This is a genomic window from Curtobacterium sp. 179-B 9B NHS (assembly GCF_045370965.1).
GTDB lineage: Bacteria > Actinomycetota > Actinomycetes > Actinomycetales > Microbacteriaceae > Curtobacterium.
Map to the genome: position 1 here is coordinate 1 of NZ_JBIQDQ010000002.1, position 12,074 is coordinate 12,074.

Sequence of the window (12,074 nt, forward strand, 5' to 3'; positions counted from 1 at the left end):
CCCCGCGCGAGCGCGCGGCCCAGCCGACCCGGGCGCGCACCACGAGGGTGACGACGACCGCGGCGGCGATCCCCACGACGGCCGTGACCGCCGTCGGCACGGACACGAGCGGCCCGTCGAGCCGCCCGACCGCGACCCACGCGAGACCCCAGGACAGCGCCGCGGTCGGTGCGAGTCGTCCGCCGCCCCAGATCGCCAGGAGCACCCCGACGAGCCCGGCGACCGCGGCGACGAGCACGCCCCAGGCGTCCTGCCCGAGTCCGAAGCCCCGGAAGCCCGCGGCCGTCAGCACCGCTGCGGTGTTGGCTGCGGTCGCGACGCAGACCCACCCGAGGTAGAGCCCGAACGTCCCGTCGGTCACGATCGCCTCGACGGCACCCGAGGGACGCGTCCGCCGCAGCACCGCGAACGCCCAGACCAGGACGCCGAGCAGCGCGACGATGATCGGCTCGCTCGCCCACAGGAACCCGAACTGCACGGACAGGATCCACGCCGCGTTGAGCAGCAGCGACAGCACCGCGGGGACGAACAGGCGCTCGTGGCGCTCGTCGTCGGCGGTGCGGAAGAACTGCCGCACCGTGTAGGCGATCAACCCGACGTAGACGACGCTCCAGATCGAGAACGCGGGGCCGGCCGGTGCGATCGCGGTCGACGACGCCGAGAGTGCACCGCCGGCCGCTTCGGCGATGGGGGTCCCGCCCGCTGCGCCCGAGCCGACGAAGGCGCCGACCACTGCCACCACAGCGCTCACGGCGACCGCGATGCGCTTCCAGATCTTCTTCATGTCCGCTCCGTTCGTCAGCATGCTGATGACCCGTACGGTAGGCCCGTGCCGTCGCGTCGGACGCAGCCGACGTCCAGGTGGCCGGGGGACGGGCCGACGGGCGGTGCGTACGGTGGCATCGTGACCGTCGAGCTCAACACCGTCTACGTCGACCGCATCGCCCCCATCGCCTGCCCGTCGCTCGACGACACCTTCCGGATGATCGGCGAGCAGGGCGCCAGCGCGTGCATCGTGCTGCACCGCCCCGACGCCGAGGAGCTCGGGGACGTCGCGGTCGCCCTCGGGCTGCACGAGCTCGCGGTCGAGGACGCCGCCGAGGGGCACCAGCGCCCGAAGCTCGAACGCTACGGCTCGACGCTCTTCACGGTGCTGAAGCCGGCGGTCTACCACGACGGCCCGGAGGAGGTGGAGTTCGGCGAGGTGCACGCCTTCGTCGGACAGGACTTCTTCCTGGCGGTCGTCCCGGCGGACCCACGTGGCGCGCAGGCCGTCCCGCACGCGCTCCGACGGCTCAGCGGCAAACCGGCCCTCGTGACGGCGGGACCGCAGGCGCAGCTCTGGGCGCTCATGGACTCGATCGTCGACGGCTACGCGCCGGTGATCGACGGCCTGGAGGAGGACATCAACCAGATCGAGGACCAGCTGTTCTCCGGGGTGGCGGGGGTGTCGAGGCGCATCTACGAGCTGTTCGGCGAGGTCGTCGACTTCCAACGCGCGGCCCGTCCGCTCATCGGCATCATCGAGAACCTGCACCGCGGCGCGGAGAAGTACCACCTGCCGGTGGAGCTGCAGCGCCGCTTCCGCGACGTGCTGGACCACGTCATCCGCACGGTCGAGCGACTCGACACCTTCCGACAGCTGCTGCAGAACGCGCTGACGGTCGACTCGACCCTCGCAGCGCAGAAGCAGAACGACGACACGAAGCGCATCTCGGGCTGGGCGGCGATCCTGTTCGCGCCGACGCTCATCGCGGCGATCTACGGGATGAACTTCACGCACATGCCCGAACTGTCGTGGACGTGGGGGTACCCGCTGTCCATCGTCGCGATGATCGCCTTCGCCGCGATCCTGTTCGTCGTCTTCAAGGTGAAGCGCTGGTTCTGACGACCCACCGTCCCGGGCGGCCCGGCCCCGCCGGTTCCGCGGACCCTCGCGCGTCGTGTTGCGCAGCACACGCCGCGCCAGCCAGGCTCGTCGTGCCCACGACGCACAGGCGTCGACGACGCCGACCGGAGCAACGATGCCCACCACCACGAACGACCTCGTCCACCTGACCGCCGGTGGGGTGTCCGTCGTGCTCGACTGCCGCGACGGCGCGCTGCCCGCCGTCGTGCACTGGGGCGCTGCCCTCGGGCCGCTCGCCCACGACGAGCTCGTCGCCCTCGCGGACGCCGACGTGGCCCCGGTCGCGAACAACGAGGCCGACGTGCCCGTCCGCCTCGCACTGCTGCCGGAGCCCCACCGCGGGTGGACCGGTCGCCCCGGGCTCTCCGGCCACCGTGGTGGTCGCGACTGGTCACCGGCCTTCACCGTCACGGCGATCGACGTCGACGACACCCACGTGACCGCCGAGGCCGAGGACACCACCGCGGGCCTCGCCGTCCGCGTGACGCTCGAGCTGCTCGTGTCCGGCCTGGTGCGCGCCCGCGCCGCCGTCACGAACACCGCCGTCGGCACCTACACGGTGGACGACCTGACCGTGGCGCTGCCCGTGCCCTCCCGCGCCCGCGAGGTCCTCGACTTCGCCGGCCGCTGGGGCAAGGAGCGCACCCCGCAGCGTCGCGAGCTCGTCGTCGGCACGCACGAGCGCGACAGCCGCAAGGGTCGCACCGGAGCGGACGCCGCGACCGTGCTCAGCGTGGGGGAGCCCGGGTTCGGGTTCGCCCGCGGTGAGGTCTGGGGCGTGCACACCGCGTGGAGCGGGAACCACCGTCACTTCGCCGAGCGGCTCGCGACCGGGCGCCAGGTGGCCGGTGGCGGCGAGCTCCTGCTCCCCGGGGAGGTCCGGTTGGACACCGGCGAGACCTACGAGGGCCCCTGGGTGTACGGCGCGTGGGGTGACGGCCTCGACGACCAGGCCCGCCGGTTCCACCACTGGCTCCGCAGCCGCCCGCAGCACCCGTCGACCCCTCGGCCGGTGACGATCAACGTCTGGGAGGCGGTCTACTTCGACCACGACCTCGCCCGCCTCACCGACCTCGCCGAGCGGGCCGCCCGGCTCGGCGTCGAGCGGTACGTGCTCGACGACGGCTGGTTCCGCGGTCGCCGTGACGACCACGCCGGACTCGGTGACTGGTACGTCGACGAGGACGTCTGGCCGGACGGTCTCGGTCCGATCGTCGACCGTGTCCGTGCCCTCGGCATGGAGTTCGGGCTGTGGTTCGAGCCCGAGATGGTGAACGAGGACAGCGACCTCGCCCGGGCGCACCCGGAGTGGATCATGCAGGCGGACGGCCGGTTGCCCGTCCGCTCGCGCGACCAGCAGGTGCTCAACCTCGCGATCCCGGAGGCGTACGCGTACGTGCTCGAGCGGATGACCGCGATCATCGGCGAGTACGGCGTCGACTACGTCAAGTGGGACCACAACCGCGACCTGGTCGAGGCCGGGCACCCGGGCGGCGGGGCAGCCGTGCACGAGCAGACCCTCGCCACCTACCGCCTGATGGCGACGCTCAAGGAACGCTTCCCGGGGCTCGAGATCGAGTCGTGCTCGTCCGGCGGTGCGCGTGTCGACCTCGCGGTGATCGAGCACACCGACCGCGTGTGGGTGTCCGACGACATCGACCCCTTCGAGCGTCAGCAGATGCACCGCTGGACGCAGCAGCTGCTGCCGCCGGAGCTCCTCGGCGCGCACGTCGCCAGCGGGGTGAACCACACGACGGGCCGCTTCCACGACGTGTCCTTCCGTGCGGGCACCGCGCTGATCGGGCACTTCGGCATCGAGTGGGACCTCGCGCAGGCCACCGCGGACGAGGAGCGCACCCTCGCGTCGTGGATCGCGCTGCACAAGGAGTGGCGCGCACTCCTGCACGGCGGCCTGCTCGTCCGCGTCGACGAGGTCGACCCCACGCGCCTGGTCTACGGCGTGGTCGCCGAGGACCGCCGCCAGGCCGTGTTCTTCGTCGCGAGCACGGGCCGGTCCGAGGTGTCGGGCATCGGGCGCGTGGTCCTCCGTGACCTCGACCCGGACACGCGGTACCGCGTCGACCCGGTCCTGGTCGGTGAGGACCACGAGGTCCGGGCGCCCGACTGGTGGGCCGGCGACCGCGTCTTCAGCGGCCGCGTGCTCGAGCAGGTCGGCCTGCAGCCGCCGCTCCTGCCGGCCGACCGGGTGGTCCCCTTCCGCGTGACGGCCGTCTGACCGCGACGCGACCAGCAGCCGGACGGGAGGCCCGTGGCGGCCCCGCCACGGGCCTCCCGTCCGTCCACGGGTGCCGTCGGCCGTCCGTGGGCCGGTCCCGATCGCCGCTAGGCTTCCGGTCATGCCGCAGACCGGGAACGCGACACGCACGACCACGCCGGTCTGGGCCCTCAAGCTCGCCGTGATCACCGGGCTCGTCGGCATCGCCGGCGGCGTCGCGGGCATCTCGGTGTGGCTCGCCCTGCAGGCCATCCAGTTCGTCGCCTTCGGGTACCCGTTCGGCGGGCACCGCGAAGCGGCCGATGCGCCCTCCGGGCTCAACCGCTTCCTCGCGCTCGCCGCGGCCGGCGTGCTCACGGGCGTCGCGTGGTGGGCGCTCCGGCGGTGGGCGAAGCCCGTGGTGTCGGTGACCGGCGCGGTCGACGGCAACCGGATGCCGGCGCTCGCCACGGTCGCGAACGCCGCGGTGCAGATCCTGGCCGTCGGGCTCGGCGCCTCCATCGGCAAGGAGGTCGCGCCCCGCGAGATCGGTGCCTGGCTGTCCCAGCTCGTCACCGCTCGTGCCGGCCTGACGGGGCGCGAGACGCGCATCCTCGTCGCCTGCGGTGCTGCTGCCGGCCTGGCGGCGGTGTACGACGTGCCGCTCGGAGGCGCGCTCTTCGCGGTCGAGGTGCTGCTCGGTGAACTCACGTTCGCGACCGCACTGCCGGCCTTCGCGACGAGCGCGATCGCCGCGTTCACCGCACGGCTCGTGATCCCGGACGAGGTGCTCTACGACGTGCCCGCGATGCACCTGTCGCCGTCGCTGCTGGTCTGGGCGGTCGTCGTCGGGCCGCTGCTCGGGTTCGCGGGCGTCGGCTTCGTGAAGCTCACGAACCGGCTGCAGGGCATGGCGCCGAAGGGGTGGCACCTGCTCGTCGTGCTGCCCGTCGTCTTCGCGATGGTCGGGCTCATCGCCGTGCCGTTCCCGGAGATCCTCGGCAACGGGCGCGCGCTCGGCCTCGTCGCGATGAACGCCACGACCGAGGCGCCGACGTTCGCCGGGCTGTCGCCGATCGTGTTCCTGCTCCTCCTCGGCATCATCCGCACGATCACGACCTCGGCGACCATCGGAGCCGGTGCGGTCGGTGGCACGCTGACGCCCTCGATCGCCGTCGGCTCCGCGGTGGGCGCCGCGCTCGGCGGCCTGTGGGTGCTGCTCTGGCCCGCTGACGGGTCGAGCCTGGCGGCGTTCGCGTTCGTCGGCGCGGCGGCCCTGCTGGCGACCACGATGCGGGCGCCGTTCACCGCGCTCGTGCTCGTCGTCGAGTTCACGCAGGAGGGCACGGACATCCTCATCCCGTCGCTCCTGGCGATCACGGGCTCGGTCGCGGTCTCCTACCTGCTCGCGCGGCGACGCAGCGCGCAGATGGTCTGAGTCGTCCGTCGGGACCGGGTCGGGCCGGCCGCGACACCGGGCCGGCCGCGACCCGGACAGGCGCCGGAGCCGCGACACCGGGCCGGTCACCCGGACAGGCGCCGGGGCCGCGCCTACCATCGGCGGCAGGTCGGGGCGACGGGCCCCGCACGAGGTGAGGAGCCGTCCATGGCGGGGTTCGACGACATCACGAAGAAGGCTCAGGAGCTCCTGAAGGACGGCAAGGTCCAGGACGCCCTGAAGAGCGAGAAGGCCGAGGACGTCAGCGACAAGGTCCTGGGCGGTGTGGCCGACGCGGTGAAGAAGGCCACGGGCGGCAAGTACGACGACAAGATCGACGCCGCACGCGAGCAGGCCGACAAGCGCATCGGCAACGAGTAGCGGCCGGCCTGCCTGCGTCCCGCCGCCGTTCCTGCTCCTTGTCCGCTGCAGGCGATTGGACGCACGGGGCGGGACCGACCACGATTGACCGCGTGACCGTGCTCGCCCCGAACCAGCCGCTGACCGAGTCCGAGGTCGCCGCGATCAAGCGGGACTTCCCGATCCTCCAGCAGGAGGTGAACGGGCAGCCGCTCGCGTACCTCGACTCCGGTGCGACGGCGGAGCGGCCGCGGCAGGTGCTCGACGCCGAGCGACGGTTCCTGGAGCACGACAACGCGGCCGTCCACCGCGGTGCGCACACGCTCGCGGCCCTGAGCACCGACGCCTACGAGGACGCACGGGCCACGGTTGCCGGCTTCGTCGGGGCGTCGTCGCCGTCCGAGGTCGTCTGGACGGCGAACGCCACCGACGCGCTGAACCTCGTGGCGTACGGCATCGCCAACGCCAGCCGCGGACGCGGGGGAGCGGCGGCGGAGCGCTTCCGCATCGGCCCCGGCGACGAGGTCCTGGTCACCGAGGCCGAGCACCACGCCAACCTCGTGCCGTGGCAGGAGCTCGCCGCGCTCACCGGTGCGACCCTGCGCTGGGTCCCGGTGGCCGACGACGGCACCTGGACCGCCGAGGACGCGGTCTCCCGGATCACCGAGCACACGAGGATCGTGGCGTTCGCGCACGTCTCGAACGTCACCGGCATGGTCGCGCCCGTCGCCGCGGTGGTGGCAGCGGCCCGCGCGCACGGCGCCCTCGTCGTCCTCGACGCGTGCCAGTCCGCGCCGCACCGGCCCCTCGACGTGCAGGAGCTCGGCGTCGACTTCGCCGCGTTCTCCGGGCACAAGATGCTCGGGCCGAACGGCATCGGCGTCCTGTGGGGTCGCGGGGAACTCCTCGACGCCCTACCGCCGTTCCGCACCGGTGGATCGATGATCACGACCGTGACGATGGAGTCGTCGGAGTTCATGCCGGCGCCCGAGCGCTTCGAGGCCGGGACGCAGCCGGTGTCCCAGGCCGTCGCACTCGCCGAGGCGGTCCGCTACCTGCAGGGCATCGGCATGGAACGCGTCCGCGCCCACGAGGAGCACCTCGCCCGCCGGATGCTCGACGGTCTGGCGGCGGTGCCGGGCATCCGGGTCGTCGGCCCGCCCGCCGGGGTGCCGCGCTCCGGACTCGTGTCCTTCGACGTCGACGGGGTGCACGCCCACGACGTCTCGCAGTACCTCGACGCGCAGGGCATCGCGGTCCGGTCCGGGCACCACTGTGCCCAGCCGCTGCACCGTCGGCTCGGACTCGTCGCGACCAGCCGGGCGAGCACCTACGTGTACACGACCGAGCAGGACGTCGATCGCTTCCTGACCGCCGTCGGCGAGGTCCGCGGGTACTTCGGAGCGGCCTCGTGAACGGCCTCGACTCCCTCTACCAGCAGGTCATCCTCGACCACGCGAAAGCGCGGCACGGCGACGGCGTGCTCGACGGCGCCGACGCGTCGCACTTCGAACGGAACCCCACCTGCGGCGACGAGATCACCGTCAGCGTGCGGCTCGAGCCCGGGTCGGACCGCATCGCGGCCATCGGCTGGCAGGGCGACGGGTGCTCGATCTCGATGGCCTCGGCGTCGGTGCTGTCCGACATGGCCGTCGGCCGGACCGTCCCGGAGCTGCTCGAGCTCACCGATTCCTTCCGCACGATGATGCGGTCGCGCGGGGCCGGGGAGCCCGACGAGGACGTCCTCGAGGACCTCGTCGCCTTCCACGGCGTCTCGAAGTTCGTCATGCGGGTGAAGTGCGGGATGCTCGCCTGGGTGGCTGCCGAGGCTGCCGTCCGCGAGGCCACCGCGGTCTGAACCGGTCCGGTCAGCTCCCAGGAGCGGCACCGACGTGTGCGAGCACGACCGGGTCGCTGCACCCCCGGGCGAACCCGGCGATCCGTCGGTCGATGTCGCGTTGCAGGACGAACGCGCCGATGCGCTCGGCCAGCGGTGCGAGCCAGGCGGGTCGGCACGTGAAGTTGTAGCGCCACACCGCCAGCGTGCGGCCCGGCTCGCCCTCCACCGGCGTGAAGCGCCACCCACCGCCCATCTTCTCGAAGAACCACGAGCCCTTCGTCATCTTCATGCCGACGTTCGAGGGCGGGTTGTACGAGACGTACTCGCTCTCCATCCGCAGGCCCGAGCGCTGCACCGTGAAGGTCCGGACGCCCTTCGCCGGCGCATCGGCGCCGATGAGGTGCTGTCGACGGATGAAGGGGTCCCAGCGCTTCCGGACCGGTCCCTGCACCTGCGACACGGCGAAGGCGACCTCGACGGGGACGGGGACGACGCAGCGGGACTCGACGACGGGCACGCCGCCATGCTGCCACGCGAGATCGACTCAGGTCTGCGGCGCCGTGCGTCGGGCGGGCGTCACACGGCGTCACCTCACGTGACGCGTCGGGCTGCTGGACGTAGCTTCGCCGCGTGACCTCGACGAACGAGACCCGGCAGATCCGCTTCAACGCGTTCGACATGAACTGCGTCGCGCACCAGTCCTCGGGGCTGTGGCGCCATCCCCGCGACCGTTCGCGGCACTACAACGACCTGTCGTACTGGACGGACCTGGCGCAGCTGCTCGAGCGCGGGCGCTTCGACGGCATCTTCATCGCCGACGTCCTCGGCACCTACGACGTGTACGGCGGGACGAACGAGGCCGCGCTCCGCACCGGTTCGCAGGTGCCGGTGAACGACCCGATCCTGCTCGTCTCCGCGATGGCCGCCGTGACGGAGCACCTGGGCTTCGGGATCACCGCGGGCACCGCCTACGAGCACCCGTACCCGTTCGCGCGGCGCATCTCGACGCTCGACCACCTGACGAAGGGCCGCATCGGCTGGAACGTCGTCACCGGGTACCTGCCGAGCGCCGCGCGCAACATGGGGCAGACCGACCAGCTCTCCCACGACGACCGCTACGACGTCGCCGACGAGTACCTCGAGGTGCTCTACAAGCTGTGGGAGGGCTCGTGGGAGGACGACGCCGTCGTCGAGGACCGCGAGACCGGTGTCTTCACCGACCCGTCGAAGGTGCACCCGATCGAGCACCACGGCACGCACTTCGACGTGCCCGGCATCCACCTGACCGAGCCCTCGGTCCAGCGGAGCCCCGTGGTCTACCAGGCGGGCGCCTCGCCCCGCGGCATCCGCTTCGCCGCCGAGAACGCCGAGGCGGTCTTCGTCGGCGCGCCGACCATCCCGCAGCTCGCCGCGACCGTCGGCAGGATCCGTGACGCACTGGAGGCCGCTGGTCGCGACCGCTACGCCGCCCGCGTCTACACGCTGCTCACCGTCATCACCGACGAGACCGACGAGGCAGCCCAGGCCAAGTACCGCGACTACCGGTCGTACGCGTCGGCCGAGGGCGCGCTCGTGCTCAACTCCGGCTGGATGGGCGTCGACCTGTCGCAGTACGACCTGGACGAGCCGCTCGGCAACATCGAGTCGAACGCCATCCAGTCGGCAGCGGCGAACCTGTCCGCGGCGACGGGGGAGGACGGGTCGAACTGGACGGTCCGGGACATCGCGGAGCACACGGCGATCGGCGGCCTCGGTCCGGTCGCCGTCGGCTCCGGGGCGACGATCGCCCAGCAGTTGATCGACATCCAGGAGCAGACCGACGTGGACGGGTTCAACCTGGCGTACGCGGTGACCCCCGGCACGTGGGAGGACGTCATCGAGTTCGTCGTGCCCGAGCTCCGCGCGCGCGGTGCCTACCCGGACGAGTACGTCGAGGGGTCGCTCCGTCACAAGCTGCACGGCCGCGGCGACCGGCTGCCGGAGGAGCACCGCGGAGCCCGGTACCGGGTCGGCTCGCGGGCGACCGTCTGACCGATCGCGCGGCGGGCTCCGACCTGACCGCCGGTCGAGGCGTGCGACGTATGGTGGTCGGGTGATCGGGTCGTCCTTCGTCGTGCGCACCGCGGACGACGAAGCGACCGCGGCCGCGTGCATCGCGCTCTGGGTCGCCGCCGTCGCGGACCGGGACGGGGTGCCGGCCTCCGACGCCGTGCGCGCACGTGCGCACGAGAAGTTCGCCGCGGAGCGGGTGGCCCTGGTGGCCGCCGACGACGGCGGCGCCCCGTTCGGGTTCGCCCTCGTCACCGCACCCGGCACCGGCGGCGCGCCGAGCGACGGCGCGTACCTCAGCCTCCTCGCGGTCGCGCCGGCGGCACAGGGTCACGGACTCGGCCGTCGACTGCTCACCGCCGCGGTGGACGCCGCCGCAGCCGCCGGGCACGACCGGTGCGAGCTGCACGCGCTGGACGACAACGCACCCGCCCTCGCGCTCTACACGAGCGCGGGCTTCCGACCGGTCGGTGGCCCGTTCCCGCACGCGCTGAACGGCCGTCCGACCCGGGTCTGGCAGGCGGCCTCCGTTCGGTGAGGTGAGGCTCACCTCACCACGAAAGCCCTGATCAGGCTTGCCTCACCTTGCTGGCGCGAACCGCTCCGGAGTGGTTCGATGGCCGTCATGTCGACCGCATCGGACCTCTCGCTCCCCACCTCCGAGCACGACGACGCCACCAGCGCCGCGCGGCTCAACTGGCTCCGGGCCGGGCTGCTCGGCGCGAACGACGGCATCGTGTCCGTCGCGGCCGTGCTCGTCGGGGTCGCCGGAGCCGGCGCGGGCACGGGACCGATCGTCGCCGCCGGCACCGCGGCGCTCGTCGGCGGGGCGATCTCGATGGCCCTCGGCGAGTACATCTCGGTGAGCGGTGCCCGCGACGCGCAGCGCACCGGGCAGGCCGCCGAGCAGGCGAAGCTCGAGGCCGACGCCGAGGACGCCCCGGCGCTCGCGGCGCACTACCGGTCGCTCGGGGTCGAGGAGGACGTCGCGGATGCCGTCGCGCGGGAGCTGACGCGGCCCGAGGTCCGTCGTCGCCGCGCCGAAGCGGCCCTGCACGACGCCGAGGACGAGATCGTCAGCCCCTGGCGTGCCGCCTGGGTGTCGGCGGCGACCTTCACGGTCGGCGCACTGCTGCCGTTCCTCGCGATGCTGCTCGCGCCGGAACCCCTCCGCGTGCCGGTCACCGTGACCGCCTCGCTCGTCGCGCTCGCCCTGACCGGCACGACCGGTGCGGTGCTCGGCGGTGCCCGTCGGGGTCGCGCTGCGCTGCGGGTGGTCGTCGGCGGGGCGCTCGCGCTCGCGGCGACCTACGTGGCCGGGGCGCTGCTCGGGACGCACGCGCTCTGACCGGACGGGGACGGTCGCGTCTGCGATCGCGATCAGCGACCACTCGCGTCAGGGCGATGCGCTCCCGGGACCGACCCGAGGCCGTCCCCGCTCGTGGCGTCAGGGAAGCTGCGGTGGGGCGATCAGTTCGAGGAAGCCCCCGAGCGCACCCTCGAGGTAAATGATCCGTGTGCCGGTCCGGACGCCACTGGTCATCTCGTGCGGTTCCCCGACGGGCCGCCAGCCGTGTGCTGCGCAGAGGTCGAGCACGCGGTCGAGGTCCGACACGGTCAGCGCGATGTGGACCGTGCCGGTGCGCGCGGGGGAGTCGGATGCTCGACCCGAGCGGGGAGCGTCGTACTGCAGCAGTTCGATCCGTTGGTCCCCGAGCGTGACCGTGGCTGCACGGATGGTGGATCCCTGGACACCGGTGGTCGCAGTCGTGGTCCGCGTGTCGAGCGTGAAGGTCCGTTCGAGCGCGAAGCCGAGACCGGAGCACCACAGCACCAGCGCGTCGTCGAGGTCGTCCACGGTGAGCCCGGCGTGCGCGACGTCCGAGACGAGTGGTGCTGTCATCCGATCAGTATCGCGCTCCACCGGACAGCTCGGCCCACGGGCACTGTCGTCGCGATCACGCCGAGCGAGCTACCGGAGCCGAGGGGCGCGGAACGACGACGTTCGTCGCACCGGGAGTACGTGGTCGAGGAGAGGGCGGGATGCTCCTCGCTGCCGTGGTCGAGGACCTCGGACCGCCCGGCCTGGAGCGCACGCTCCCGTCGACCCGAGACGCGCACGGTCTCTCCGCGCAGTTCGGCTTCGCACCGTCGGCTGACCCGTCCGAGCTCATGGTGCGCGTCTGGTGATCGATGGTCCAGGGCCACGGGTGTGAGGTGGACGCATGCAGATCGGAGAAGCCCTGTTGCCCACACGGTCCGC

Annotated in this window: 13 protein-coding genes; 10 read left to right on the forward strand and 3 right to left on the reverse strand. The window is 72.7% G+C overall.

All coding sequences use genetic code 11. The features are described from left to right. On the reverse strand, positions 1 to 805 hold an 805-nt coding region (locus ACH0A8_RS01760; protein ID WP_406906264.1), incomplete at its 3' end, for a tryptophan-rich sensory protein. Positions 806 to 904: 99 nt separating this feature from the next. Here ACH0A8_RS01760 and ACH0A8_RS01765 point away from each other — a divergent pair. The 6 genes from ACH0A8_RS01765 (at position 905) to sufU (ending at position 7,780) form a co-directional block, all read left to right on the forward strand. After that, a complete protein-coding gene (locus tag ACH0A8_RS01765) occupies positions 905 to 1,888 on the forward strand; it encodes a magnesium and cobalt transport protein CorA (protein ID WP_066658536.1) in 984 nt (327 codons plus the stop codon). Between the two features lie 136 nt (positions 1,889 to 2,024). After that, positions 2,025 to 4,145, forward strand: a complete 2,121-nt coding sequence (locus ACH0A8_RS01770) for an alpha-galactosidase (protein WP_326495363.1) — start codon at positions 2,025 to 2,027, stop codon at positions 4,143 to 4,145. A 121-nt stretch (positions 4,146 to 4,266) separates the two neighbouring features. Further along, positions 4,267 to 5,562 (forward strand): chloride channel protein, encoded by a 1,296-nt coding sequence (locus ACH0A8_RS01775; RefSeq protein ID WP_406906267.1) that lies wholly within the window; start codon positions 4,267 to 4,269, stop codon positions 5,560 to 5,562. 168 nt (positions 5,563 to 5,730) lie between these two features. Then, positions 5,731 to 5,943, forward strand: coding sequence for an antitoxin (locus tag ACH0A8_RS01780; protein ID WP_066655469.1), 213 nt, complete (start codon positions 5,731 to 5,733; stop codon positions 5,941 to 5,943). Positions 5,944 to 6,041: 98 nt separating this feature from the next. Continuing rightward, positions 6,042 to 7,337 (forward strand): aminotransferase class V-fold PLP-dependent enzyme, encoded by a 1,296-nt coding sequence (locus ACH0A8_RS01785; RefSeq protein ID WP_406906511.1) that lies wholly within the window; start codon positions 6,042 to 6,044, stop codon positions 7,335 to 7,337. Then, a complete protein-coding gene (sufU, locus tag ACH0A8_RS01790) occupies positions 7,334 to 7,780 on the forward strand; it encodes a Fe-S cluster assembly sulfur transfer protein SufU (RefSeq protein ID WP_251159634.1) in 447 nt (148 codons plus the stop codon). The genes ACH0A8_RS01785 and sufU overlap by 4 nt, the downstream gene beginning before the upstream one ends. A 10-nt stretch (positions 7,781 to 7,790) precedes the next feature. On the opposite strand, the gene ACH0A8_RS01795 is transcribed toward sufU, so the two are convergent. After that, complete coding sequence (locus ACH0A8_RS01795; protein WP_209684973.1) at positions 7,791 to 8,279, reverse strand: SRPBCC family protein; 489 nt, start codon at positions 8,277 to 8,279, stop codon at positions 7,791 to 7,793. Between the two features lie 113 nt (positions 8,280 to 8,392). Here ACH0A8_RS01795 and ACH0A8_RS01800 point away from each other — a divergent pair, with 113 nt between their 5' ends. The 3 genes from ACH0A8_RS01800 to ACH0A8_RS01810 all read left to right on the forward strand — a co-directional run bounded on the left by ACH0A8_RS01800 (position 8,393) and on the right by ACH0A8_RS01810 (position 11,159). After that, positions 8,393 to 9,793, forward strand: coding sequence for an LLM class flavin-dependent oxidoreductase (locus tag ACH0A8_RS01800; RefSeq protein WP_268746752.1), 1,401 nt, complete (start codon positions 8,393 to 8,395; stop codon positions 9,791 to 9,793). A gap of 61 nt (positions 9,794 to 9,854) precedes the next feature. After that, positions 9,855 to 10,349, forward strand: coding sequence for a GNAT family N-acetyltransferase (locus tag ACH0A8_RS01805; protein ID WP_406906269.1), 495 nt, complete (start codon positions 9,855 to 9,857; stop codon positions 10,347 to 10,349). 87 nt (positions 10,350 to 10,436) lie between these two features. Continuing rightward, a complete protein-coding gene (locus tag ACH0A8_RS01810; RefSeq protein ID WP_406906271.1) occupies positions 10,437 to 11,159 on the forward strand; it encodes a VIT1/CCC1 transporter family protein in 723 nt (240 codons plus the stop codon). Between the two features lie 99 nt (positions 11,160 to 11,258). On the opposite strand, the gene ACH0A8_RS01815 is transcribed toward ACH0A8_RS01810, so the two are convergent. After that, a complete protein-coding gene (locus ACH0A8_RS01815; protein WP_251159631.1) occupies positions 11,259 to 11,714 on the reverse strand; it encodes a VOC family protein in 456 nt (151 codons plus the stop codon). 140 nt (positions 11,715 to 11,854) lie between these two features. Here ACH0A8_RS01815 and ACH0A8_RS01820 point away from each other — a divergent pair, with 140 nt between their 5' ends. Then, positions 11,855 to 12,001: a hypothetical protein gene (locus ACH0A8_RS01820; RefSeq protein ID WP_251159630.1), complete on the forward strand. Its 147-nt coding sequence runs from the start codon at positions 11,855 to 11,857 to the stop codon at positions 11,999 to 12,001. Positions 12,002 to 12,074 lie beyond the last annotated feature (73 nt).

Bases quoted from the DNA above. Each gene is read 5' to 3' on its own strand.
- ACH0A8_RS01810 (WP_406906271.1), top strand. From the start codon at position 10,437: ATGTCGACCGCATCGGACCTCTCGCTCCCCACCTCCGAGCACGACGAC.
- ACH0A8_RS01780 (WP_066655469.1), top strand. From the start codon at position 5,731: ATGGCGGGGTTCGACGACATCACGAAGAAGGCTCAGGAGCTCCTGAAG.
- ACH0A8_RS01770 (WP_326495363.1), top strand. From the start codon at position 2,025: ATGCCCACCACCACGAACGACCTCGTCCACCTGACCGCCGGTGGGGTG.
- ACH0A8_RS01775 (WP_406906267.1), top strand. From the start codon at position 4,267: ATGCCGCAGACCGGGAACGCGACACGCACGACCACGCCGGTCTGGGCC.
- ACH0A8_RS01820 (WP_251159630.1), top strand. From the start codon at position 11,855: ATGCTCCTCGCTGCCGTGGTCGAGGACCTCGGACCGCCCGGCCTGGAG.
- ACH0A8_RS01815 (WP_251159631.1), bottom strand. From the start codon at position 11,714: ATGACAGCACCACTCGTCTCGGACGTCGCGCACGCCGGGCTCACCGTG.